Annotated in this window: 18 protein-coding genes and 1 pseudogene; 4 read left to right on the forward strand and 15 right to left on the reverse strand. The window is 37.8% G+C overall.

Going from position 1 to position 26,918, the window contains the following annotated elements:
• Positions 1–9: 9 nt before the first annotated feature.
• From PRVXH_RS11255 to PRVXH_RS11295, 9 genes are all read right to left on the reverse strand, one after another.
• Positions 10–837 carry a class I SAM-dependent methyltransferase gene (locus PRVXH_RS11255; protein ID WP_353892863.1) on the reverse strand — a complete coding sequence of 276 codons (828 nt, stop codon included), beginning with the start codon at positions 835–837 and terminating at the stop codon, positions 10–12.
• Positions 838–1,237: 400 nt separating this feature from the next.
• Positions 1,238–1,762, reverse strand: coding sequence for a hypothetical protein (locus PRVXH_RS11260; RefSeq protein ID WP_353892864.1), 525 nt, complete (start codon positions 1,760–1,762; stop codon positions 1,238–1,240).
• A gap of 284 nt (positions 1,763–2,046) precedes the next feature.
• A complete protein-coding gene (locus PRVXH_RS11265; RefSeq protein ID WP_353892865.1) occupies positions 2,047–3,546 on the reverse strand; it encodes a UDP-N-acetylmuramoyl-L-alanyl-D-glutamate--2,6-diaminopimelate ligase in 1,500 nt (499 codons plus the stop codon).
• Positions 3,547–3,867: 321 nt separating this feature from the next.
• On the reverse strand, positions 3,868–4,617 hold the full coding sequence (locus PRVXH_RS11270; RefSeq protein ID WP_353892866.1) for an ABC transporter ATP-binding protein: 750 nt from the start codon (positions 4,615–4,617) through the stop codon (positions 3,868–3,870).
• Positions 4,614–5,705 carry an iron ABC transporter permease gene (locus PRVXH_RS11275; RefSeq protein WP_353892867.1) on the reverse strand — a complete coding sequence of 364 codons (1,092 nt, stop codon included), beginning with the start codon at positions 5,703–5,705 and terminating at the stop codon, positions 4,614–4,616. The genes PRVXH_RS11270 and PRVXH_RS11275 overlap by 4 nt, the downstream gene beginning before the upstream one ends.
• A 4-nt stretch (positions 5,706–5,709) precedes the next feature.
• Complete coding sequence (locus tag PRVXH_RS11280) at positions 5,710–6,846, reverse strand: ABC transporter substrate-binding protein (protein ID WP_353892868.1); 1,137 nt, start codon at positions 6,844–6,846, stop codon at positions 5,710–5,712.
• A 305-nt stretch (positions 6,847–7,151) separates the two neighbouring features.
• Positions 7,152–8,075, reverse strand: a complete 924-nt coding sequence (locus tag PRVXH_RS11285) for a DUF5692 family protein (RefSeq protein WP_353892869.1) — start codon at positions 8,073–8,075, stop codon at positions 7,152–7,154.
• A gap of 241 nt (positions 8,076–8,316) precedes the next feature.
• Positions 8,317–8,658, reverse strand: a complete 342-nt coding sequence (locus PRVXH_RS11290) for a hydrogenase maturation nickel metallochaperone HypA (protein WP_353892870.1) — start codon at positions 8,656–8,658, stop codon at positions 8,317–8,319.
• Between the two features lie 60 nt (positions 8,659–8,718).
• The gene (locus PRVXH_RS11295; protein ID WP_353892871.1) at positions 8,719–11,493 is read right to left on the reverse strand and encodes an FAD-dependent oxidoreductase; all 2,775 of its coding nucleotides are present in this window, start codon (positions 11,491–11,493) and stop codon (positions 8,719–8,721) included.
• Between the two features lie 405 nt (positions 11,494–11,898).
• Between PRVXH_RS11295 and PRVXH_RS11300 the strand changes: the two genes are divergently transcribed.
• Together PRVXH_RS11300 and PRVXH_RS11305 are read left to right on the forward strand one after the other, a co-directional pair.
• Positions 11,899–12,876, forward strand: coding sequence for a helix-turn-helix domain-containing protein (locus PRVXH_RS11300; RefSeq protein WP_353892872.1), 978 nt, complete (start codon positions 11,899–11,901; stop codon positions 12,874–12,876).
• Between the two features lie 12 nt (positions 12,877–12,888).
• Positions 12,889–14,079 (forward strand): FAD-dependent oxidoreductase, encoded by a 1,191-nt coding sequence (locus PRVXH_RS11305; protein ID WP_353892873.1) that lies wholly within the window; start codon positions 12,889–12,891, stop codon positions 14,077–14,079.
• A 255-nt stretch (positions 14,080–14,334) separates the two neighbouring features.
• Here the strand turns inward: PRVXH_RS11305 and PRVXH_RS11310 are convergent, their stop codons facing one another.
• Positions 14,335–15,618, reverse strand: coding sequence for a hypothetical protein (locus tag PRVXH_RS11310; protein ID WP_353892874.1), 1,284 nt, complete (start codon positions 15,616–15,618; stop codon positions 14,335–14,337).
• A 286-nt stretch (positions 15,619–15,904) separates the two neighbouring features.
• Between PRVXH_RS11310 and aac(6') the strand changes: the two genes are divergently transcribed.
• Positions 15,905–16,390 carry an aminoglycoside 6'-N-acetyltransferase gene (aac(6'), locus tag PRVXH_RS11315; RefSeq protein WP_353892875.1) on the forward strand — a complete coding sequence of 162 codons (486 nt, stop codon included), beginning with the start codon at positions 15,905–15,907 and terminating at the stop codon, positions 16,388–16,390.
• A 134-nt stretch (positions 16,391–16,524) separates the two neighbouring features.
• Positions 16,525–17,061: pseudogene (msrA, locus tag PRVXH_RS11320) on the forward strand (peptide-methionine (S)-S-oxide reductase MsrA); the annotation flags it as partial.
• A gap of 777 nt (positions 17,062–17,838) precedes the next feature.
• On the opposite strand, the gene PRVXH_RS11325 reads toward msrA, so the two are convergent.
• The 5 genes from PRVXH_RS11325 to PRVXH_RS11345 all read right to left on the reverse strand — a co-directional run bounded on the left by PRVXH_RS11325 (position 17,839) and on the right by PRVXH_RS11345 (position 26,877).
• On the reverse strand, positions 17,839–19,053 hold the full coding sequence (locus PRVXH_RS11325) for an IS110 family transposase (RefSeq protein WP_353892797.1): 1,215 nt from the start codon (positions 19,051–19,053) through the stop codon (positions 17,839–17,841).
• A gap of 294 nt (positions 19,054–19,347) precedes the next feature.
• Positions 19,348–19,656: an ASCH domain-containing protein gene (locus tag PRVXH_RS11330; protein WP_353894587.1), complete on the reverse strand. Its 309-nt coding sequence runs from the start codon at positions 19,654–19,656 to the stop codon at positions 19,348–19,350.
• A gap of 240 nt (positions 19,657–19,896) precedes the next feature.
• Positions 19,897–20,100, reverse strand: coding sequence for a hypothetical protein (locus PRVXH_RS11335; protein WP_353892876.1), 204 nt, complete (start codon positions 20,098–20,100; stop codon positions 19,897–19,899).
• Positions 20,101–20,402: 302 nt separating this feature from the next.
• Positions 20,403–26,195, reverse strand: coding sequence for a SpaA isopeptide-forming pilin-related protein (locus tag PRVXH_RS11340; RefSeq protein ID WP_353892877.1), 5,793 nt, complete (start codon positions 26,193–26,195; stop codon positions 20,403–20,405).
• Between the two features lies 1 nt (position 26,196).
• Positions 26,197–26,877, reverse strand: coding sequence for a class A sortase (locus PRVXH_RS11345; protein WP_353892878.1), 681 nt, complete (start codon positions 26,875–26,877; stop codon positions 26,197–26,199).
• Positions 26,878–26,918: the final 41 nt, after the last annotated feature.

Genomic DNA, 26,918 nt, shown 5'->3' on the forward strand with positions numbered 1-26,918 from the left:
AAAACACCCCTATTCTCTACCCCTATCGCTGCAATTTTTAGTTCCTATATACAATAAGTGCTCACACCCAGCCCAAGTTAAAGGGTCTGTGGAGGTATGGAATATTAAGTTTACCCATTTATCAAAGGCTTCTTTTGAAAGGTTATTAAGCTTAGGCTCACTTTGAGCTGCTAAGCCTTCTACTGCTGCTATCACCTGTTTATTTAACCCAAATTTTTTCATAAATAGTTCAATTTTATCAGGCTTTTTAAAATAGGCAGTTGTAAATCCTGGGTTTGAATCTGAAACTATATTTTTTCCATCTTGTAAATATCGTAAAAGAGCATCCTCCCCATAGTTTTCTAGCTCTTCGGGATAGTTTTTTAGTAGGTCGATAATAGGCGCATAAGCTGAAATAAAAGCGACAAATATGCTGCCATCTTTTTTGAGCTTTTTTAAGCATTCTTTTATGGCTCTTTTTCTGTCATCTTCTTCTGTTAGGTGATACATCGGACCCATACATAGCACTACGTCGTAGCTTTGATCTTGTAATTTACTTAAATCTAAAGCATTTCCATGTATGTAGTTTGATAGCGAAACTCCTCTTTCTTCAGCTTTTTGTTTTGCCAAGCTTATGTTGTTAGATGAAAGGTCTAACAAAGTCACATCATGACCTTGCTGTGCTAAATAAATAGAGTATCTGCCAGGGCCTCCTCCAACATCTAAAATCTTTGCCCCCTTTTGAATATACCTGTCTAAATACCTTTTAGTTATTTCAAACTCTATCTTATGCTTGTTTAGCCTCTCCCACTCGTTGTTTGCTGAGCTATCGTAAAACTCTTCCACTTCCTTAGCCATCTTTGTCCTCTCCTTTATTGTTTTTCTTTGGTTCTTTTCGCCTTACTTCTTAAATTCGTTTCTCCTTCTCTTAACGGCAGATTTTTTCTAGTTCAAGTACCTTTTTAATGCAAGCATCTTCTGCAGGATTGCCTGTCTTTTTCACGTTACTTACTTTATAGTGGGGAGTTGTTTTATATACAAATGGTTAAAATCCTTTACTTTCTCTTCTAAAGTTAATTGATCCATAAGCATCTCTCCCCTTACTATGAAAATTTATTTAGTGTTCTCATAGCATGAGAACTTTCTCCCCCATCACTGTTCCAAAAAGTTCTGTGCCATTACCACATATGCTACTTTTTTTAGAATACTATAGAGTTTCATATTAATAATTTTTTAAAATTCATTATCCTTACAAGGATTAATTTGATTTGAAAAATATATATATCCAAATATAGCTGCAAAAGTAAATAACATAAAACACTGATGTAAAAAATGGTTTAAGCATGTATGCCCCACTAAAATCACCACACGGATTTTTCGCATATAATGACAACACTATATCAAAGACTAAGTAAAGTAATGAGGTAAGTAGTATTAAAAATACACATATACGAACAGGTATCAAAGGAAAGAAATCGACTGAAAATGCCAATATACTCAAAGATAAAACTATAATAAACTCAAAAATATGTCCACCTGTTACATATAACCAAAAACCTTTTTCGGAAGGTATATACTTCTCTATAATTTCAAAATACCTCTCAAAGTTTTCAACGGAAACTTTAACACCTGCATCATCTTTAAGTAATACTTGTGGTGGATATTTAAACAATTGAATTGTCATTTTATTTTTTGGGATCCCTAAGTACCAACCAGCTAAAAAGTGACCCAATTCATGACTAGCAGTTATTAAAAAATATAATACCAAAATGTAAAAAAACATATATATCTACTCCTAAATAAACTTTGTTTCTTCAATCTTTTAGACTTATATAAAGCAAGTGCTCTCAGCTACCCAAGTTATAACTATATGGCTGAATTTTTTAACTATACTAATTATTCAATATGAACCTTCATATCCCTTTATTTTATCGTTTTATATTTAAGATGTAGAAAATATGGGTCCGGCTTCGGGCTAAAATTAGAACAACCCAGGATGCTTTATGCCAGGTTGTTCCAATTTTATTTTCTTTTGTTCTCTCTTTTAAAAAGCCTCATAAACCCCGGTTACAAGTGTATAAGGCTTTTGCTGTTCTTTAACGAAGTTAGTTCTAGTTCTTTTAATGCTTGCTTTGCTATTTCTCTTTCATTGAAATATATAGTTTTATCACCTATAATTTGACGCTTTTCATGCCCCTTTCCGGTAATTATTATGGTATCCTCTTTGCTACTATTTATAATGGCATATCGAATAGCTTCTTCTCTGTCAAGAATCTCTATATATGGTTTATCACCCTTGTTAAATCCTTTTTTAATTTCATTTACAATGCTTTTAGGATCTTCTGAGCGACAATTATCCGTAGTAAGAATGCTTAAATCGCAGTACCGCTGTGCTATCTGTCCCATCTTACTTCTTTTGGTATAATCCCTTTCTCCAACACATCCAAATACAATTATTATCCTACCTTTTGCATATTCACTTATGGTTCTTAGTACGTTTTCAAAACCATCAGGTGTATGGGCATAGTCAACTATAATATTTAAGTCTTTATCTGTAGGGATAACTTGGAACCTACCAGGTATGCTAGTGACAGCTTCTATCCCTTTTTTTATTTGTTGCAAATCTATACCTAAAGCGAAGCCACAAGCTACTGCAGCCAAGCTATTATAGATATTGTACAGTCCAGGAATTCTAGTTTTAAATTTCACTTTTTGTGTAGGAGTGTTAATAGTGTATTCACTGCAATCTTTGTAAAAAAGGATATCTTTAGCATTTATATCAGCATCATTATTAATTCCATAGGTTAGTAAGCGAGTTTTATGGCTCTTTAATTCTGTAGCTAATCTACTACCATAATAGTCATCTATGTTCACAATGTTAAAATCATTGGTGTTATAAAATAACTGTTTTTTTGAGCTATAGTAGTTTTCCATGCTGCCATGAAAGTCTAAATGCTCATGGGTTAAGTTTGTAAATATTCCTATATTAAAGTCACAGTCATTGACCCTTGATAATTGTAAAGAATGAGAAGAAACTTCCATAACACAAGTATCAACTTTTTTAAGAAGCATAGAGTTAAACATCCCTTGCAAAGCTAAAGACTCTGGGGTGGTGTGAGAAGAGCAAAAGGACTTTCCATTTATAATCGTTTCTACAGTTCCTATTAGTGAGGTGTTTCTTTTTGAAGCTTCTAGCACTGATTTTACGAAGTAAATAGTGGTAGTTTTACCGTTAGTTCCGGTTACACCGATCAACTCTAGATTTTTAGAGGGTTGTCTATAAAAGGCAGCTGACAAATTACTTAGTGCTACCCTTGTGTCTTTTACTTTAATAACTGTTATATCTTCTGACACCTCTATATCTCTACTCACTACAATAGCTTTTGCACCATTAGAAATGGCGTCCTTTATATACTTATGTCCATCCACTTGGAAACCTTCTATAGCTACAAAAACATAATTGTCTTTGACTGAACTTGAGTTATATGCTAAACCTTTAATTTCGATTTTAATATTACCCTTTATATCTATTGCTTCGAGATGCTTTATGATATTTGCAAGCTTCAATTGTTCTTCCCCTTTCGCTTCTTAGGAAAATCACCACCTAGTCCGATTTTCCTAAGAAAATCAGCTAAGCTTGACGTTAATGTTTTTGTTTGTTTTTTTATGGCTGTTAAGCAAAAAATCTACTCATCAAATATATTAGCCCATATCAAAAAGCATTATACCTATTATAGCCTCATCTATAACTTAATGATTGTGTATTTTGTACAACTTTTAGGTATATAAGAATTGTTCTATAAGACACAATAAAAAATGGTTGCAACCATCCAAAATCGATGGTTGCAACCATTTTTTATCGCTTTTGCTAGTTATGTTCCCGCATCTTTAACCGATTACGACCGTTTTTTGTCCCTTAACCTCGCCTATAGCGGAAGTGATTCCATAAACAGATTCAATCGTTTCCGGTGTAACGACGGACTCATCCCCATATTTATACGCCTTGCCGTCTTTTAAAAAAAGAAATCTATCACAATAACGTAGTGCAAGATTGATATCATGTGAAACAATGATAGTGCTGATATTTCGTTCTTTTGTCACATGTCGCACCAACGCCATCATTTCATACTGATTTTTTGGGTCAAGATTACTGGTCGGCTCATCTAAAAGCAACAGACGGGGTTGCTGGACGAGAGCACGGGCCAGCATTACCTTTTGCAACTCTCCTCCGGAAAGTTCGTCTATATACCTTAGCTTAAATTCAGACAAACCCATTTTCTCAAGCATTTCATCACAAATATCTATATCCTCCTGAGATACAGCCCACTTTATGTATGGCTTCCTTCCCAGCAGTACGGAGTCAAACACGGTCATTTGGTGTATTTCATTTTTTTGTGCCACATATGAAATGTGTCGGGCAGTTTCTAATCTACTCATTTTAAGGATATCATGCTTGTCGATTAGAACCCTTCCCTTTTTCGGTGCTCGAATCTTATTTAAGCAAGTAACGAGCGTACTTTTTCCTGCGCCGTTTTTGCCTAAAATTCCTACGAACTCACCGGCCACAACGTTGAAACTGACGTCTTTTAAAATATTACTTTTGCCGTAAGAAAAAGAAATATCTTTAATTTCTATCAATCAACCCACCTCTTCTTCCTTTGCTTTATGATTAAATATAAGAACAGAGGTCCGCCTAAAAAAGAGGTGATGGCACCTATGGGCAAAATGGCGGGAGCCTTTATCATTCGTGATGCGATATCCGCTAAAAGCATAATCACACCACCCATGAGCGCCGAACAAGGTATCAAAAAACGGTAGTCGCTACCTACGAACCTGCGTACAATATGAGGTGCAATCAACCCTATGAAGCTAATCGTCCCGACAAAGGCAATTGCCGTTGCAGAAATAAGAGTAGCTATGGACATACTGACAAGAATCAATCTATCGACATTAACCCCAAGACTTTTGGCTGTATTGGCACCGCTTTCCATGGCATTATAGTTCCAGCGATTAAGGAAAAAATAAAAGAAAGCAAGCACACTGAGTATGAATATCAGAGATATCTCCTTCCATCCAGCTCTCCCAAGATTGCCAAAGGTCCAGTATACAATGGAAGCAACCATATCATCATCGCTGAAATATTGAATTAACGTCGTTGCCCCAGTAAACATCGAACTCAACGCCACACCGGCTAAGATCATCACAGCTGGTGACACCCCACTTACGCGAGATAACATCAAGATAACCAAGGTAGTAGAAATACCACCTAAAAACGCCCAAGTGGCTACCGTGTATGGATTGGTAACAGAGATACTTGCGCTGGAGGCATTACTAATTTGGGCACCTGCCTGAAAATATACGATTGCGATAGACGCCCCGAAAGATGCACCCTGAGATACCCCTAGCGTCGAGGCAGAAGCTAGCGGGTTGCGCAGTACACTTTGCATCACGCACCCCGCCATAGCAAGGGCTATTCCAACACTAACTGCCGTTGCAACCCGCGGCATACGCACGTTCCAGACAATTGTTTGGCTTGTCGCTTCATTGCTAAAGCCAAACAGAGCTCGCAGCACCTCACTAATGGGAATACCTGATGACCCCACCGAAATAGACACTATGGCAGCGGCTAGCAGGATTATGACAAGTGACACGAGAAACAACCATTTTTTGGCGATGTAGCGGTAATATTCGTTGTGTTTACCTATAGAGCATTTGAGTGTTCTCATAACATCACTCGCCTATTGTAATCTGCCCATAGTAGAGGCCGCCTTCATTCATAAGTTCATACGTATTCTCACCAAGGAATGTCGTTAATATCTCTTTAGCTTTATCGTCGATGTCAACATCGGAAAACTGCTCGGGAAACAAAACAGTGCCGGCATAGTATGCATTTATAAATGCGTAGGTAAAATTTGTTCCGGCGTTATTAAATGCTGGCATTGTATAAACTTTCCCTTCCTGCACTGCCTGCAGTGAATCGAAATAGCTTGGGTTTTGCGCATATTCATCGTTTACCAAGTCCATATTACCTGGATCAAGGAATATTACATCAGGATCCCAGATTAGTATTTTTTCTAAGTCTACCTCATAAAAACTTTCGATGCTTTTATCCTCAGCTACATTAATTGCGTTAATGGCGTCAAATATACCAAATTCGGAGTATGTCCCAGAAAAGCCCCGTCTGCCGTTCCATGTAACCGCACCAGCATACGCCCGCTGTTTATCACTATCAGAAACATCAGATGTACGTTTATGTAAGTCAGCAAGCATGGAGTCCACATAGTCAAGAATCATTTCCGCTCGTTTTTCTGCGCCGATCACATCGCCAAATACCCTAGTAGCTTTATAAAAAGATTCCGGCGCTAAACCGGTGCCGTGCCGCACCGAAACTACAGGAATACCAGTTTGTGCCTGCAATTCGTCTGCTGCTTCCAAATCAAACCCAGCAACTATAACGTCGGGCGCAGCCATGATAATCTCTTCAGGGTAACCGTTGTTTTGGCCACTGCCTCCACCTTGACCAACGAAGGGCAACTCCTTTAAGGTATCGTGGTGCACAGGATTATAGTCTCTGCGAATATTTACGCCTTGTGCTATATATTCTTCCGCCCCTACAACCATATCCATTGCATCAAGGTATGCCGCTAAACGAGGCGCCCCTGAGCCTAAACAGATGATTGACTCTACACTCACAGGGATTTTTACCTCCCTGCCTGTTACATCTGTAATTATTCTAGTCTCAGATGTGGATGTTTTCTCTATGGACTCGCTGCTCCCTTCAGTGGGCTCGCTGCTGCATCCGACAATCGATATAAAAAGTGAAAAGGTTAATAGTAGTGTCAACGCTTTTTTCATACTGTTACTCATTTCTCTTCCTCCTTCATTTTCAATGTTACGAAACCTCTTTATACCACTTCGAAACAAAAACTACCTGCTTATACCTAAGTTCAACGTCAACTTTAAATTTCTTCTTTAGTATTTATGGAGAACTTAAACACTCACTTCTTTATTCTAACATTTTTCTAACCCTTTCCCAATAAATTTATTTAACATTAAAAACCGAACCCATAGGAGGTAAATAGCTCTTCTATGGGTTCGGTTCTGTTTTACAAAATCTTATCATCCCAGACCATCAACCTAAAATATGAACAGTTCCTATCCAACCATCCTAACTACAGGTTATTTTCCGCTAGATTTTTCTTGTATGCGTTTGTATGTGTAAAAATCTCTTCTTTTAGTGGGTTCTTTTTGTTCTTGCCCATGGTATAAATCATATAAACAAAAACACCCAAGTTAAAAATAAAAGAAAATACACTAAGCCCGATTAACAAGTTTTCTTGGTATGTTGGAAAGATTTGAAAGTATGAGGCCTGTTGATAATCTACAGCCAAAGCAAACATGGCAAAAAACGCTAATATTTGTGCTCTATGTTGTAGCCACGCACCTCTTTTAAATACATATTCTGCTATTATGGCTGCGGTTAGTATAGCAAATCCCGCATACAAAGATCTTGTGGAAATGCAGTTGTAAACATATGCAAAGTTCCATAAGGTATAACCTATAATATACATCCATGTCATATCAGGCCAAATCATATCTTTAGTTTTATCTTTTGATACCCTTATGCCTGCAAATCCTGTTAGTGTGAGAATACATAAAATCCCCGCAAGCCCGTTAAAAATATTCCACGGACCACCTAAAACAAGGATGCCAGCTGGGTCAACGGTGGGAGTATTATAAGTCATAAATACCTCAAATTCTTTATACACTGCTTCTGCAATATTTAGCGATAGTATTGCAACGGGAAATAACGCTGCAAACTTTCTACCTCCAAACTTGGTGAATCGAATCAACATAAAACCATACACACCTGCTAATGCAGATATAACTTTAACCCATCCAAACCATGTTTGGCCTGATGGTGATCCTAAGATATCCATATAGACACCAATGGCTAATAAAACTGGAAGTACACAAAATACAATAATTGATACCTTTATTGATCTTCTTGTGATTTCATTCACGAACACAACCGCAGAAATTAACAAGATGAGACCCATAACGCTTTCAAAAGTTAAACCTTCATAAAAGAGCATTTTCATTCCCCCTTAATATACTGACAAATAGGCAATTGCAAAACTTTACACACCTGATATAACAGCGTTTTATAGATAACTCCAGCTCCCCAAACTAATGTCAGGCTAAGCTTAAGGCAAAGAATCTTGTTTCTTTGTAAGTTTAAAGTCATAGATCCTTCACCTCCGCTTAACAAGACATGTTGTATAGGGAACTAAAACCTGATCGTTTTGCAATTACCTAAAAGTAACAAAACAGTTGTTAGTAGCCGGCAATCTCTTTAATTCTAAATTCTTTTCCTGAAATCAAAGTAAAGTCTTCACCATCGCAATTTGGGCATACTTTCCTGTTATCAATTATGTTGTAAACTTCTTTGCATAGATTGCATTTACCGTTAGCTGGTAAAATAATAATCTCTAGTTTTGTCTGTTCGTAAGGTGTTTCAGTTACAGCTGCAGGATAGCAATCTTCAATATACCTTGGTATTGCTTGGGATAACTGTCCAATTTCCAAAACTATCTTTTCCACTTTTTCAACATTATTTTCTTTTGCAAAATTATCTACGATTTTTATAACTTCGTATACAATTCCCAATTCATGCATAACATAATCCCTCATTTTCCTATGATGGTTTGTTCTTGGATGATAAGAAAATCTAATTAACTATCTGGTTTCCGTAAAAGGGTTTATTTTATTTAAAGCAATTTTAGCTTTTCTAGAGACTGCTTTTTTGATTACTTTTTTAGGTAAATCATCAATTTCGTAGCCAATAACATCGTGAACCCTTTCTAAGTCGATTGCATCAAACTTACATCTTAAGGTACAGGCACCACAACCAACACATAAGTATTCGTCCACTTTGGTTGCGCCACAGCCTAAACATCTAGCTGTCTCCTTTTCTATTTCCTCTTCTGTGAAAACTCCTCTCAAATCTTTAAAAGTAGTTTTAGAAACCTCTCCATCTATATGCTTGATTCTTTGACGCTCAGTTCCGTCGTAATCTATTAAATCCGCTAGATTTTCCTTATCAAGCGCTATATATGAGTGGGTATCCCTTCCAAACACTAAAGATTGGCCATTTTGAACAAATCTGTGGATAGAAACAGCAGCTTCCTTTCCAGCAGCTATGGCATCAATTGCAAGCCTTGGTCCACTAACAACGTCTCCACCTGAGAAAATATCACTCTTTGAAGACTGTAATGTTATAGGATCAACTTTTATAGTGTTTCTATTAGTTAAAGTAACATCTTCACCTTCTAATAAATTGCCATAATCAAAGTTTTGCCCTACTGACATTAAAACATAGTCACAAGGAACTACCTTCTTATCAGATTCGTCAAACTTAGGGTTAAAGTTTCCGTTTTGATCAAATGTCGATATACAGCGTTTAAACTCAACTGCCTTTACCTTGCCATTTTCCGTTATGATTTTGGAGGGGCCCCATGAATTGTTAATTCCTACTTGTTCTTGTAAAGCTTCCTCCACTTCCTCTTTATGAGCAGGCATATTTTCCCTGTCTTCAAGACAGTATATGTCTGTTTGAAGGACATTTTTTAGCCTAGCTGAGCTCCTAGCAACATCAATAGCAACATTGCCACCACCAATTACTACTACCTTACCTTGGACGTTGGTTTCTTGACCTAAGTTAAGTGTTTTAAGGAACTTAACCCCACTAAGTACTTCCTTTGATTCTTCTCCCTCTAAGCCCAGTTTTCTACCTGACTGAGCTCCAATAGCTACATAAAAAGCATTAAAGCCTTGATTTCTAAGTTCCTCAATAGTAATATCTTTTCCTACTTCTACTCCCGTTTTAAATTTCACGCCCATTTTTCTAATCACGTCAATCTCTGCTTCTATAACGTCTTTTTCTAACCTGTATGAAGGAATACCTAAACTTAACATACCACCTAGCTTTTCCTCTTTTTCAAAAACTGTGATGTCGTATCCATCAATAGCAAGGTCATAAGCACATGTAAGTCCTGATGGTCCAGAACCGATAATTGCAATCTTCTTGTCCCCATAGTTATGTCTTTTTGTAGGGATGTATCTAGTCTCCGTATCTAAATCCTTCTGAGCAATAAACTTTTTGATATCATCAACAGCTACTGCTTCATCTAAATCACCACGGGTACAGTCTTCCTCACAAAGTCTTGGACATATACGTCCACATACTGCTGGAAGTGGATTATGTTTCTTTATAAGCTCAAGAGCCTCTGTATATTTCCCTTGTGATGCTAACTTGATATAGCCTTGAACTGGAATATGAGCAGGACAGCTTGTAATACAAGGGGCAGTACCAGAATCTAAAGTGTTTTTCCGATTTTCTCTGTAGTCGGTGTTCCATTTGTCTTCTAACCATTCAGTGTCTCTTGGAGTAACTTTTGTAATGGTTTCGTCAATTGGATTTTCTGAGCATAGCTTTTGACCAAGCCTTAATGCGTTAGTTGGACATACATCAATACACTCCCCGCAAGCCACGCAGTTTGATTCGTCCACTACAGATTTATAATTAGACCTTACAATATCATTGTTTAAGTACTCATTTGCAAGTCTCATGGCAAAACATCCACATCCACAGCAGTTACAAATAGCATGGGTGTGCCCCAGTCCATCTAGGTTGGGTATAGAGTGCATTAATCCATTATCTTCTGCCCTTTTAATAATTTCAAAGGCTTCTTCCCTTGTTATTTCACGACCCCGGCCAGTTTTTATATAATATTCTGCGGCGTGGTCTAGCTGGATACACATTTCTTCTTTTAAGTGTCCACAACCTTCTCCCATAGCCTCTCTAGATGTTCTACATGAACAGTCTGATACCGTAAAAACGCTAGCTTCATTTAAATACTTAGATAGTTCTTCATAAGATGCTCTTCTTGTATTGGCATCAATAGATCTTTCAATAGGTATTACTCTCATAGGGCCTCCACCAATAGGCATAATTCCTGCCGCCATTGGCCCCCTTTTACTGCCGAAATAATAAAAAGCTTCAGCAACTTCAGGGTGTTTTTCAACGATTTCCTTGTTATTGTTAATCGTTTCAAGATGGCCGGGAACAAAAATATCCTGCCAATACATATCTACCCCATCAACAGTATTAACAAAGGCAACACCAGCCCAAGCAATATGATCTAGTGCAGTTTTGACTTTTTCATAAGGTTCTCCCGCTGCTTTTGCAACATCGTCAGCGCTAAGCTTTTTCCTAAATTCTAAGTGCATTGCGATTTTAGCCTGATAAGAATCTAAAAGCGGTTCAAGAGCATAATACTCTGGTCCAAATGGTATAGCTTCTCTGCTTGTTCCAGCTTTGGTTCTGCCTATTTTATTGGCAAGATCAAGAATCTCTTGCCTATACGGACGGCCATCAACATCTGCCCATGTTAAAGCAAAATTAAAACGCTTAGACTTATTAAAGTTTGTTTTTTCATTTTTTTTAGCCATTTTTTAATCTCCTCCCTTTTTAACCCAGTTTTACCCATTGTCCTATGCCCTTTTTCCCCGTACTCTTAGCTTTAAGTTGATTATATCAATACCGAAAACTCCCCGGCAAGAAAGGCTTGTCTAATAAATCAAGGGATATTTTACTTTACATTTGTGTTTACACTTAGATTCATTTCGCCAACAGCTTAATTTTCTGATAATAATAAAATTAATAGATAGGTATTGTAAACAAAAACCTAAAGTAAAATATTTTTCTATTGGCAGAGAACATAATAGAAAAACCTATAGCTTAGCTAAAAATCAAAATATTGTAAACCCATCGTATGTATGTTAAAATTTTAACAAACATTAAATGCTTTGCGATTATACATTTTTAGTACGTTTTAGGTGGGGGCCGGGGGCGCTATGGATAAACAGTTAAAGTTTGAAATAATTATCGAAGGGCAAAAATATGGTGTCACTGCAACCTGTAAAAAGCATAACATCTCAAGGACACTTTATTATCGTTGGTTAAAACGATATAAAACCCATGGCATTGAAGGCTTAGGTAAGATAGAAAAGAGCTTCACTCCGGTTAATAAAACTAAACCAGAAATAGTTTCTACTATTTTAAATCTAATAAAAAAACACCCAAAGTTTGGGCCTAGGGAAATCAAATATCTTTTAGAAGAGATAGGCTATGATATAAGCGAATCTGCTGTGTATAATGTTATGAATAGAAATAATCTAACCAAAAGAGCTAAAAGGCTCAAGTTTGCAAATAAGTCAGAGAAAAAGGCAAACAGGAATTACCCCGACTTTGGAAGGATAAAAAGTGGTGAATGTTGGTTGTGTTGGACAACATTCTGTGGAGAGTTTGAAGCTTTAGGCTCAATATATGCTTACACTATATTTGATTACAAAAGTAAAATTGCTTGTACTAGGCTATACAATCAGCTGTCTATGAAAAATTTTGAAGACATTCTAACAGGCTTGGCTATCCCTGTTGCTCAAAGCTTGAGTGCAGAGGGTAAACATTTGTGCTTTTTTGATAATGACATCACCGTAAAACAGAAAGGTTCTCTTTTGTCTTACACAACTGTTCAACATTTCGGGTATGATATAAATGTTCATATGTTAAAAGAAAGCGATGATTTAACTGAAGCTAACGAATTAAGAAAAGAATATACTCATCGCTGCTTGTCTTTTCTCATGCCTCTTATTTATAAAGGAGTATCGTTTAATAAACTTAAAATTGATCTGCAAAGTTATATCAGAGATTACAACATTAAAAACAAATTATCGTATAACGGTGAGCTTTATTCACCAGTTGAATATCATGCTAAGTCAACAAATGCTGAAGTGATTTTGCCCCTATGGGCTTATATAGAAAGACAATATTAAGAGGTGATAAAGATGCGCTATGCCATAATAGGTGCAGGGTTTAGCGGCATGTTAGCAGCTTATCTTTTAGAAAAAAAAGGCGTAGATGTCACTGTATATGAAAAGCAAGAAAATATAGGTGGCCACTGCAGAACAATTGTAAACAAGTATATGCATATTGAACTTGCTACCGTATTTTGCTTTTCTCAACATATTAAAGAGCTTTTAATAGAGCTGGATGTTGGATATACTGAGCGTTTTACATACAGAAACTTTTTAGATGAGAATTTTTCCAAAGTTGAACATATAGCTAGAGATAGAGTAGAGGGGCTGATGGGGGAACTAGTTAAATTAAATGATATATTAAAACCTTACCGTCCTTATTTAAATGATATTAATTATGGGTATATCCCTGAAGAGTTAATGGTATCTTTGCATGAATTTCTTAAAAAGAACAATTTAAATAATATTAGCGAAGTAATTGCTCCCCACCTCTCTTCGTTTGGTTTTGGAAGTATCTACGAGGTTCAAGCATACTATGCTTTTCATATCTTTGATATGGATACTATTTATTCATTTATTCAGAGCAATAAACTTCTATTTGTGAATAAGGGAATGTCTGAGGTAATACATAAGCTGAGTCAGAATATATCAGATATTCGCTATTCCATCGAAGTAATAAATATCGAAAGATTAGATGACAAAGTTAAGGTTGAATCGGAATATGGCTCTGATTTATATGATAAAGTTCTTATCACAACTAAGTTGCCTAATGATGTGATAAAAGATGATTTATACAACCAGTTGATGAATAAGATTGATACAAACCCATATATCACCTGTGCTTATGAGGTAGATAATAGAAATATCGTCACAACATATTATAAAGCCAATTTAGGGAAAAAAGGAAAAGTACAGTTTTTCCATACCTTTAATCATAATAACAAAAACGTATTGGTTGCTTATGCCTATGGTCATGTAAACAAAGAGCTTGTTAACAGTATTACCAATGATATTCAAAAGTCAGGTATACAGGTGAAGCACTTAATAACAGCTAAGCAATGGTATATATTCCCTCACTTAAAAGAGAAAAACTTAACTCAGAGCTTTTATAAGGACATCTTAGACAGACAAAAAAATAGCAATATATGCCTAATCGGCTCCATAGTCTCAAAACCGTCAATTTCAAATTTATATGCTTCTATTAAGCAGTTTATAGGTTGAATAATATAGTATGGTGCCCCTGCTTACAACTGTTGAATTACCCTCGAGTTTGCTGAGGTTGGGGTCTTTAACCTGCGATAAAAAAGATGTTCCAATCATCAAGAATCGATGATCGGAACATCTTTTTTATATTACTGGGCTAGATATGTCCCAGCCTCATTTTAATTAATTATGTCCAGCAAACAAGTATTTTCAATGAATTGTCAACGTCAATTTTAAAAAGGGGGTGTTGGACCTGAAGTTTTAATAGTTTTTTTATTTGGTATCTTTATTAACTTGCTTTTTTTGGCGTTTCAAGCAGTAAATTGTAAGCGATGCAGGTATCATTAGTATAGGTAGTATAACCTTAGGGTTTATCCACGCCTTTACTTTGTCCCATCTAGTATTTTCTACTGTCTCTTCTACTTCGTCCTCTTTATCTTCTTTATCTTCTTTCTCCGCTTCCTTTAACTCCTCAATCTTATGACTCTTTTCGCCTAAGTTATATGGTTTAGACATATAAACTTCTTCTGACTCTCTACTATCGTCTGTCACTAATAAAACTAAAGTCAGACTACTGTCTTTGTCTTCGAAGTTAGGAGAAGAATCAGCTATGAACTCGGTTTTTTCAGAAACAGAGTCTTGCAATAAGCTAAAGGTAGAAAAACCTCTTACTACCTTGTTTAAGTCCTCTAACGAAGAATTTTCGTCTAGTTTATCGGTTACCCAAGTGTATAAAACTTTTTGATTGGTTTCTTTTTCTATTTCACTCAGATCTGCATCTACAAACACGTCTCTACCATCATACCTTAGGGATTCCCAGTCTATATCGATGGCTATATGGTCTGTGGATACTTCGGATGTGTTTTGGCTTGATTGGCTTGATTGGCTTGCCTGATTAGACTGACTTGATTGACTTGACTGGTTAGACTGGCTGGACTCCTCAGCTTGATTCGATTGGTTAGACTGATTTGACTCCTCAGGTTGACTCGGCTGTTCAGGTTCAGGTTCGGGTTCGGGTTGAGTTTCTGTAGGGCGTGGACCTTCCCCCGCCCACACTCTTCCTATAAACTGCGGTTGGTCGGCTTTATAGATTTTCTCTACACCGTATCTTCGGTTATCGACTAAAATATCGCCTTTACTGCCGTCAGGTAGTACCTCCCATTTTATCATCGTAGTCATTTCCCCTATATAATGAAGCCAATTACCGTTAGAGTCGATGTCCCCGTCACAGTTTCTTCTCATGGCATAATAGTAGTCCTGCCTCTCGCCTAACTGAGGTTCTATGTTCTCGGAGACTACTTTCCATCTTCCATGCTCTTCGTTGTTTACCTCTTTCTCTATTATTTTTAGTATATCATAAGATATAATATCGTCTGCTGTGTCTACTTTAGCTACTTTGTAACGTGTCTCTCTGTAGGTTATCCCGTCTTCTTCATATCTTATATTCCTTATTAACTTACCCGGTTCGCTTGCGGACGCGGATAAGCTGCTGGCAAAAACCACCGCCGCCGTTAATAATCCTGTAAATGCTATTTTGCATGTCTTTTTCTTGTTCATAATAAAACACCCTCTCCCGAAATAAATCTATACCTATATTATAACTTAAGTAGTTTATTTTTCCAGAAGAAATACTTCCTAAAAATCCAATATAGATATAAAAGTTATAACAAAGGGGCGTTAGCGCTTCCTTTGAGTCAGGCCTTTGATGTTTCAATATGACAATAAAACCATTTTCGTAATAATCGCTACTTATCCCTTTGGTGTAATTAGGATTACATCTAGTTAAATAATATACTATTTTTTACATCTTATACAATACTTATTCATATATTGAGAAGGATATATGAAATTAGTTAGGGAATTAATTAAAGGGGAAGGATTAAGCGTGGGAAAAATAATTAAAGTTAATGATCGATCCATAGATAGCGTAACAGAACTAGCCATGAAGCTATGGCCAGACAATGATTATCAAGAGCTAAAAGAAGAATTTGCTAAAATGCTACATACCGATAACAATAAGGTTTTTCTTTACCTAGTTGACGGCAATCCCATAGGTTTTGCTCATTTTTCCATAAGAACTGACTATGTAGAAGGCTCTGATAGCTCTCCAATTGGTTACATCGAAGGAATATATGTTGAAGCCGAATACCGAAGACAAGGGGTATCAAAAGAGCTGCTAGCAAAGGGGGAGCAATGGGTAAGGGAAAAGGGCTATTCAGAAATTGCTTCATCTTGTGAGTATGACAATACAACAAGCTACCATTTCCACAAGGGAATAGGCTTTAAAGAAGCCAATAGGATTATCTGTTTTATAAAGGATATTAGGTAGGATAAAAAAATCAGAGGAGATGAAAAGAGAGAGTTGACTACCTAAAAGTCCACCGAGATACTATTTTATGACAGATCCCGATGGTTATGAGATAGAAGTTATTAGAATAAAGTAAAGGAGAAGGAGGAATGTAAATGAAGGGTTCAGAGAATGAAGCAAAATATGAAAGGGCTATTTTTGCAGGAGGATGTTTTTGGTGTATGGTATCTCCCTTCCATGTTTTTGATGGGATAATAGATGTGGTATCAGGCTATATGGGGGGACATAAAGAAAATCCAACCTATGAAGATGTGAAGTCTCAAACATCAGGACATTATGAGGTTGTGCAAATTACCTATGACCCAGATAAGATAGACTATGATAAGTTACTAAAGGCTTTTTGGATGCAGATAGATCCTACAGACCCCGATGGTCAGTTCCATGACAGAGGGCCATCTTATAAATCTGCTATTTTCTACACCACAGAGGAACAAAAAGAGAAAGCTGAAGCATCAAAAAAAGCTTTAGATGCCTCAGGTAGATTTTCTAATCCAGTTGTAACGGAGATATTACCTGCTTCAACCTTCTACAAAGCTGAGGAATATCATCAAGATTACCATGAAAAAAATCCTACCCATTATAAAGAAGATAGGAAAATATCAGGAAGAGATGAGTTCATTAAAAAGCACTGGGGAGAAGAATTCTGGGAGCTATTTGATGAATAAAGACAAGCTGAAGTGTGCGTGAATGCAAAACCAGTGGGTTCAAGCTTTTGATATTTCAATATATGGAAGTAAACCAATTAAAGAACCTACCCAAAAATATGGGTAGGTTCTTTTAATTATCCTTGATCAGCAGACAAATGTTCTCTACATGTGTTGAATTGACGACGTCAACAAATTAGAAAAGGATAGTGTTGGCTAATATTATTTTTGAGTTCTATTTCCTGTTTAAGAAGGGTTTATGTTCATTTCGTGTATGTGTGTAGAAACATGGTAACAACTGTACTATGAATTTATTTGTTAATAAGTTTTTTAAGAAACTAGGGTTTTATTGTCAAGTTAACTCACATGTTGGACGCACTAAAAAAGGAAAGATCTTTATATACCCTTACCCTTATAACCTTATTGATCCTTAAATTTGCTTATTCTCTTTTGCATTTCCCTTTCTAATTCAAATAATTCATCACTAGCTTCGGATACTTCTTGTATAAAGGTGAACTGAGACTCCATGTTAGCAGATACTTCTCGGTGCCTGCCGCTTTCTCCTCCGATACAGCAATAAACCCTTTGCCACTCTCACCCACCTTATAGGTTGAGTGGGTGAAAAGTATTGAAATATCAAAAGCCTGAACATCCCGTACGTTTTGTCAAGTTTCTTTATAATATGTTTATTTTTAACTTTTTTTCTTTTAAATGGATATAGTTGAACATAAGTTCCCTTAGTTTAGAAAAAGTGCTTTTTAAAAATTACGCAGCTTTACTTGTTTCTTTTTCACGACGTTCATATTTTCTATTGTTTTTGATCATACTCCATATTACTCTTGTTAAATGCCGTCCTAAGGACCGCAGAGCTTGATTGTATTTCTTGCCTTCATCACATTTTTTTTGGAAGTAAACTTTAGATTCATCAACCCTTCGCACATGATGCTGCAGTGCTTGCATCATAGCTTTTTTCGCATGTTTGTTAACTTGTTTAGGTGATTTTGTTCCTTCATATAGGCCAGAACTATTGTCAAGAGGAGCCATACCTAGGTAGATTGCTAACCCAGCCTCAGAGTCAAACCTACTAATTGTACCTATTTCTGCAGCTATTATTCCAGAACAAATAGGGCCAAAGCCTGGTATGCTTCGAATAAGAGAGCCCAATCTTGACTGCCTAACTAATGATTTGATTTGTTTTTCTAATTCAATTAACCTTTCTTTAAGGGCTAATAAGCGCGAAGCATCTTCTGCTATCATAGGGCCTACCCACTCTACTTCTGAGCCAAAGCTAGCTTCCTCTTGCCACCTTTGTAACTTTTTAGCATGTCCTTTACCAACACCTTGAATCTTGAGTATTGTCGGTAATCTAAGTCTTTTTAACTTACGCAAGTCCGGACGACAGCTCAAAAAGCGCAGTACATAAAAGGCATCCACAGATGCAAACATTTTCAAAAAACCTGGGCATACAGATTGCAGATCTGCTTGCATTCTATTTTGTATTATAACTTTTTCTTTAACTATCTGATGGCGACGGCGACTAATACGTTTTAATTTAGTTTCAATCTCAGATGTGTTATGCACTTCTTGAAGCACTTCCTTGCCTTGTTCCATCATTGGGGCCATCATCATAAGGGTGACTATTTGTCTTGCATCCATGCGGTCATTTTTCTCTGGTGTAGCGAAGATTTCTTTAAAACGGGCAAACTTTAGGTTATTAACATTTAGTAACATGTACCCTTTATCTTTAACCATTTGATCTAATGGCCGAGCATGGCCATTAGTCCCCTCCATACCAACAACTATGTCTGATACTTCATAAGCTTGTACAAAAGATGTTATTTGATTAAAGAAATACCTAAACCCTTTCTGGCTATGGGGTATCTCAAAATCCTTTAAAATATCTCCTGCTAAGCCTATAGCTACATGATGATTGTAATAACCTACGTCTACACCAACTATCATCTGCTGACCTTGCATCATTCTCCCTCCTATTTTTTATTTGCACCCAATTAAAGTTGTAATCCAACGTTACGTCTACTAGCAGAGCCACTTCCCGTAGGACGGCATCATCCCGGTCAACGTTACGGACACAACAAAAACGAGGGCGGCATTTCAGGACTGAGTTAACTCATTTCTGAGCAACTGACCCCGCGAGCCACACCCTCGTTTGCTAATCATTATATCAGTTTATATTATAATTTAAAGGGGTGTGACTCAATTTTTTAAAGAATCAGACCCCTTTAATCACAAATTTATACGTAATATATTAGGGGTCTATCTCATATTTCCATGGTAGACCCCCTTCTTTTTATTCCCTATTTTATTTGGAGAAGCTTCAGCAGCATTCTCTTCTGTATATCCGCATTCTAACAGCGGGAGGTTCTTGTACAACTCTTCAAACGAATTGAAAACAAAAAGATTTTCAACTATAGCGCATAGAGTTTTCTCATTGTTTGCTGTGTTTACGAAATATATTTTATCACCTATACTTATTTTTCTTCTTTTTTCATCAAAAAGGCGAAGCTCTATAGTTTTTGTTCCTTCTTTAATCATTTGAAACGGTGAAGGGTTAAGTTTCATCATATGTTCCACTATAGATTCACTCCTTCAAATTCTTATTTATCACTCTTTGTCATCAATACTACCGTCTCTACGTGGGCCGAGGTGATGGCATTGATGTCAGAAGATGATTTTTGACCTCGACGTATGCGGGAACATATCAATCGGTTTTTGGGGATTTTTGAGGAAGTGTCGTATGGGGGAACATGTCAATTGAAGTCATTATCTCCTTTTGAAAATTCTATATTAAACTCAATTGTTCTTCTAAACTTCGATCACATAGTACCTACTATTATCAAATACTATTATCCAGGAGAACTTATATCTACATTTTAACTCGATAGAACCTTTGTCTTTTAATGCTCCTGTAGGTTTGAATATTTGACCATACACTGCATGTTCTTCTCTGAAGCATGCGTAAATCCCAAGATTGTTTCTTCCTTCATAAAATGGCCTATCCGAAACCATGGTTACAGCAGCAGTTTTGTTAAAACCTTGTTCTTTTAGTTCTTCTATAATTTAATATCTTTTACCTGGAATCCTCCTGAAGGATTTCAATAATCAGTTGATCAATGGAATCCATACACAACACCCGCTCTCTGTAAACCTAAGATTCACTCTGATGTTTATTTATCATTGTTCCTGTCTCCATTATTTTACCCTTTTATTTTAATAAGAACCAATAGAAGTTCCTTAAAAGACGGCAAAAGCCCCGGCAGTGTTTCCACGACCGGGGTGCTTTGTGTAATGATTATGCATTTCCTTCAGAGTTACTCATTGTTATTTTTCCGTTTTTTTCTTGTTGCCAGGAAAAGACCGGAGGCCATGATTGCCATCCCCATGATTACGTAGAGGAGTGTGGACTGCTGTCCGGTTTTCGGCAGTTCAGGTCCTCTGGGAGTTTCATCATCAATAGGAATCCTTGCATGGTTTACAGCTGTCCATTCAAAGATCACTTTGCTGTCATCAATCATAATCGTGTGGATCTCATCATCCAACTGATAACCAGAGGGTGCTTCCATTTCTTTTATGGTGTAGGTTCCAAACAGTAAGCCTTCCACCATGGCAGTTCCGTCCTCACCCGTGGTCAGTGTCCAGGTGTTTTCTCCCGACTCATCGGTAAGCTTGAAAGTCGCTCCCCTAAGGGGCTGATTTGTTTCGGAATCGGTTTTTAGAATTCGCAAAGATACAAACTCGTTTACAAATTCTCCAAGATCAAGGACTTTTGGCTCACCCATAGTGTTCATATCAATTGTAAAGAACAAGGGTTCAGGATTTATTATATATCCATCCGGGGCTTTTATTTCTTGAATAATGTACTCTCCCGGCGCCAGATTTTCTACTAATACAACTCCCTCATTATTAGATTTTAGTTCTCCCATAATTAGATTGCCGCTTTGATCTCTGATTTCAAAGACTGCATTTGATACGGCTTTTCCATTTTGATCAACCTTCTGCAGTTGAACCGCTCCTTGATAATTCATTGCATGCCCTACTGAAACTACTGTAGGTTCTCCTTCTGTTTTTGCTTCGATGGTAAAACTAAAATGCGACTGATCTAACATAAAACCACCCGGGGCTTTTGTTTCTACAAATGAATACTCGCCCGGTGCTAATCCCGTTACAAGAATTTTACCTTCAGCATCAGAGATTAGTTTTTCTTTTATTACTTCATCCTCCATTAGCAGCTTGAATTCGGCACCGGGTAAGGGGGCTCCTTCTTTGTCGGTTTTAATTAGCTGTGCTTTGCCTTGATAATTTACAAAAGCATCTAAAACCAATGTTTCCGGTTTTCCTTTTGCTTCTCCGCTTATGGTAAAGGTAATGGCTTCAGTATTTAAAATATATCCTTCCTCCGAATTTACTTCCGTTAGTCGATAGTCTCCCGGTTCAAGATTATTTATACTAAAGCGACCATTCTCATCACCGGTAATATCTTCGTGGATGATCCTATAGTCATCATTAACCTGTTTCTCGAGCTTGAAAACCGCTCCTGCTAATGATTCTCCAGCCTCATCCACTTTCTGCCACTGGACGCTTCCTTGATAATTGATCATATTTCCGGAATTCACAACGACGGGTTTACCTTCGGCACTACCCTCAATGGTAAAGGCAACCGGTACTTCGTTTCTTATAAATCCTTCCGCTGCTTTCGTTTCTACAAAATAGTAATCGCCAGGGGCAAGATCCTCAGCAAACACTCTTCCGTTTTCATCGGATTTTAATCCGGTTTGAATTATGTTTTCTTCTCCATCTTCAATGGTAAAGATTGCACCTGCCAAGGGGTTCCCATCCACGTCTTCTTTGTGAAGCTCAACAGAGCCTTGATAATTAATGGCCGTTCCTGCTTCTACAGTTTCAGGAACACCTTCGGCTTCTGATGTAATGCTGAATGAAATTTTCTCCGTGTTGATCACATATCCATCCGGTGCTTTTGTTTCTACAAAGTAATAATCTCCAGGTGCTAGGTTTTCAGCCATTAGAACTCCATCTTCACCGGTTTCCAGATCCGCATAAATTAAATTGTCATATTGATCAAACAAACTAAATACGGCTCCTTGGAGTTTGTTTCCCTGGGTATCCTCTTTTACAAGTTCCACAGATCCTTGATAGTTCTTCCAATCGCCTAAAACAACTATCGAAGGTTCCCCTTCATTCGTTGCATTAATCTCAAAATGCATAGGAGTCGAATCAATAATGTATCCCTCCGGTGCTTTTACTTCAACAATTGAATACTTCCCAGGAGAAATCCCCGTTACGAGTAATCTTCCATCTTCCGCTGTGGTTAACCCACTAAAGACTGCCTCACCATTCTCATCTTTAATTTCATACTCTGCTCCCGCAAGGGGATTTCCAGATGCATCGGTTTTTATTAAGCGAACTCTTCCCTGGTAGTTGGTATAGTCATACTCAAATACCTGTGGCTCTCCACTTAACCTGTCAGGAATCGTAATGCTTATTTCTTCTGTGTTGCGAATGTATCCATCCGCTGCTTGGGTTTCAATTAGTTGATAGGTTCCCGGGGCCAAATCATTGATCTCTACAATCCCATTACTATTGGATGTAAGATTTTCATGTACTATTGATCCCGAACTGGTTTCAAGTCTAAATCTAGCTCCTTCTAAAGGATTTCCTGCTTCATCTTTTTTGGAAATCTCAACAGAACCTTGATAATTTACTATGTTAACTATAGGGATTGATTGCGTACCATCATCATTAATGCTTATCGTAAACTCCACGGGTTCAGTATTAAGAATGTATCCCTCAGGTGCAGCCGTTTCAATTAAATAATACGCCCCTTGAGGTAAATCTTCTATGGTAATGACGCCCTCTTCCGCTACAATATTTTGCTTTATTAAATCATCATTTGCATTATACAGATCAAATTTAACTTCCTTTTCAATGATCTGATCGTTTTGATTTACCTTTTCTATCCTTACTTTTGTAAAGGCGTTGTGTTCATTCCAATTTAATAACTCTCCCTCACCTTCGTGTGATAGAGTAACAACGATACCCTCAGCTAACTCATCACTAATAATATAGCCTGCAGGGGCCTCAATTTCTTTTAAAAGATAGTCTCCCCGTCGAAGTCCACCGAAAACAACTTTCCCGTCGGCATCGGTTGTTCCCGAACGCAATAACTGGTTTCCATCTTTAGTATAGAGATGGAACAAGGCTCCTTCAAGTAAGATCTCTTCCGATTCATCGGTCTTCGTGATTTCAAGGCCACCTCGAACACTGCTTCCGTCTCCTCCACCTGCATTACTTTTTGTAACTTTACTTCCATCTTCACTTTCAATGGTTTCCACATTTAATCCCGTGGCAGTAAATGTATTTGTAATTTCTTCACCTTGAGGTGCCAGTGGATCAATGTAAGAACTATACTCAAGAATGTAAGCCTCCGTAATCTCATCAGGGAAAGTAAGCTCAAAATTCTGTTTTCCTGATAATCCATCGGTCTCAATCGTGATATTATAGTCCTCTCCTTCGATTAAGGGTTCTCCCTCTTTTGATAAAACCCCATCTTCATTCACGGATGCTTTATAGAGGAAAAAAGTTTCTTCTAACAAAATAGAATTCAAATCAGGATTGTCAACTAGCTTATAGTCTTTTATTCTTGATTGGTTAGGATTCAGATAAACCTCCCAGTCGATGCGTTCATTAAATTCACCGGTTTGTTCCCCTGATTTCGTTGCATATTCGCCACCAAAGGGGACAGACACTTTAGCTTCCAAGGTAAATTCATTTTTACCGCTTGTAACTGTTGCAGTATTTACCACTTCATCATCCTCGATCAAATCATTTTCAAATTTTGTTTTGAATCTGATTCCAATTGCAGTTCTTTTATCTTTAAATTCATTATCTAAAGTTACCGTAAGAGTTTGATCATTAGAATCTGAAGGGAGTTTCGTTTCATATTCTCCTTCTGAAAGAGGTTGTCTATTGAAAATTTTACCTGCTGCATCCACCTCGTAACTGTATACTTCCAAAGACCCCTCCACAAGTTCCTGGTTCTCGGGAATTTCATCGGTTATTATATAGTCCAGCTCAATGGGAAGTCTGGCATAATTTGTGTTGACTTCCCAAGTGATTTTCTGCTCCACCGCATTATAAGTACCGAACTTCACACCATTTGTTGCTGTGCATTTCGTATCTTCACCTTTTATTTCTCCAGTTGAAATTTTATAACTCTTATCATCTTCTTCCCATTCGATTTTTGCCTGGTTTTTATACGTTGCCGTACCATCGGAATTTCTCTCAAAATTCGTGGTAAGGGTTAGGGTTAAAGGTTCCTTTATCAGCTCGTTAAACTCTATTTTAAAACCGCCGGGATTTCCTGGTGTTGGAGGCGTATATGTTAAATCATAGTTTGTAAATTCTGATTCGTCGTCTTTATGAATTGCAACACTGTCCTCATCAAGCGTCATCCCATCCCCGATGAAGGTATCGGTCAAAACAAGATTTTCCATCAAATAACTGTTCTGATTCAGCTTTATTTCCCATGTCATTTCTTTGTTGCCAATATCCGTGCCGATGTGTTCTTTTATAATTCCCTGCTGTCCCCAGTTCCCACTGCTGCCATCGGTTTTTTCAGTTCCAGTAGTGACCGTATTGGTGACCGAACCACCTTCGTCAACAATTCCTGTTCCTTGCGAGCCCAACAACTTGGTCGTATATTGAATCTGATAAGCCTGGGTATCAATATCTTGATCGAAGGTCACTTTGAATCCGGAATCGCCGTCAAAAATCTCCAAATCAAACAGATCAGAAGATATGGGATTTCCTGTGTCTACTGTGGCATTCCCATTTTCGTCAATCGTTACAGGATAAATCTTAAACTTATCTTGATCGAGCTCCATTACTCCATCAGGACTCCATGTATCTTCAATCCATGCAAATTCTTCTTGAATGAATTTTTCATTATAATTATAGTTGATTTTCCATTCAAAGGCCTGGTCTCCTGATTTATAATCGGGATCCGCTTTTTCAATGGCTCTCCCAAACCCACTGCTAACGGTAGCAACTGCTGGTTTAGACTCTTCCCCGTCACTGGTTAATGTGGCGTTATTTGCGAAGGTCTGGGTACCGTCAAAGCCTTCCTCGGGCTCGACAATATCTGTTGTATAAGTTATACGGTAAGCTTGTTTCAGCTCTTCCTCCGTTAAATTGATAAATTCAATTTTCAAATCTCCGTTTTCATCTACCGTTACTTGGTATTTATCATCATCTAGTGGATCTCCTTCCTTACGATCTCCCTTTGAAGTCATTTCCAGAATGATAATTTCTAAACTGTCGATCTGATATTTCATATTATCAGGAATAACATCTACTACTGAGGGATGGACCATTTCATCTAAAACCGTATTAATATCCACCCTCCAATAAGCTTCAGAGCTATTGAATCCTTCGTTGTTTATCGTCCCAGCTTTATCAATTAATGTCCCACCTTTGGGAACGACCGGGAAGGAAATGCTGAAGCCCGGAATGTTTTCAAATTCAATTTCCTGTACAATTTCATCGCTCAGTTCTTCTTCATTTAAAGATATTGCAAACCAAAACTCCGCTTCAACATTATCCCCTTCCACATTTTCGTTGAATGTAAAAGTAACCACCCCATCAGCGGTAACTGTCCAAGTACCAATGGATCCTAACAATCCATTAGTTGCAGAAACCGGGTCAAACTCATTCGGCAGATTAAAAGTGTATGTATCCCCGGCTTTCACTTCATGGTCATCAGGTAATGAGATTTTAATCTCCAGACGACCGGTTTCCGCAGCATTCAGATTATAAGGATAATCTGCACTGTATTCATTCCCTTCATTATCAGTAAAAATCACTTTCTCAAAAATAATATCCTCATTTGAAAGGTTTCCAGCAAAAACTTTGTAACCTCCGCTACCTAACATCCCCTCCGGCATCATCTGCCCCAAAAATGGCATGAGCATCATAAACACCAAAGAAAGGGCAATACTTCTCCGGAACATTCGTCTCCGGCTGTTAAAGCCCCTCTCTTCCATTTCTTCTCTTCGCTTTCTTTCCCGATATGCTTTTCTTCTGTCCATTTTACTCCACTCCTTTTCCCTTATGTACGCTGCCAAACTCTTCCCTTCCCAAATACTTTCCCTTTACAATCAAACGCTGTTCTCCACCCCGGGTGCAACTAACAAGGGTGATTTCCGTCACCCCCTCCACATCCTCGATGACATGAACCGCGTGGGGATCAACAATTTCAATGCTTGTGGTTTCATAAATGTATGTCCACTTTTTGTCCGTCACGGTGATCACATCCCCCACTTCCATCCGGTGTATGGGCGCAAAATACAGCTCCGGGTTCAAGGAGTTGTGTCCCGCCAAGGCGTAGTTTCCCAGGCCCATATCCTGGTCCGGCTTCATGGTACCCGCTCCCACATCGAGAACTGCATTGCTCACTCCGTAAAAGATGGGAACCTCCATCTGCACAGAGGGAATGTGGATGATTCCGATGACACCCTCCCGATCAAAGTCATAGCGCTTAAACCGGGTGTCTAAAAACTCCACCTCTTCAAAATTGAAATGGTCTTCCCTGTTTTCCATGGTTTCCCGGACCATCCTCTGATTCTCTGCAATCTCATCAGCATCAATGGTCTGAAGCTCATCCGATGCACGTCTTAATGCTCCCGGGGTGTAAATATAATTGATGACCAGTGGGTAAGCAACCACAAGAAGGCCCAGTGCCATAAGCACCAGCCCGATTCTTCTTTTCATAAGACTCCACTCCCTATATTTGACAACACTCTGAATTGTTT

Source organism: Proteinivorax hydrogeniformans, assembly GCF_040515995.1.
Classification (GTDB): Bacteria; Bacillota; Proteinivoracia; order Proteinivoracales; family Proteinivoracaceae; genus Proteinivorax; species Proteinivorax hydrogeniformans.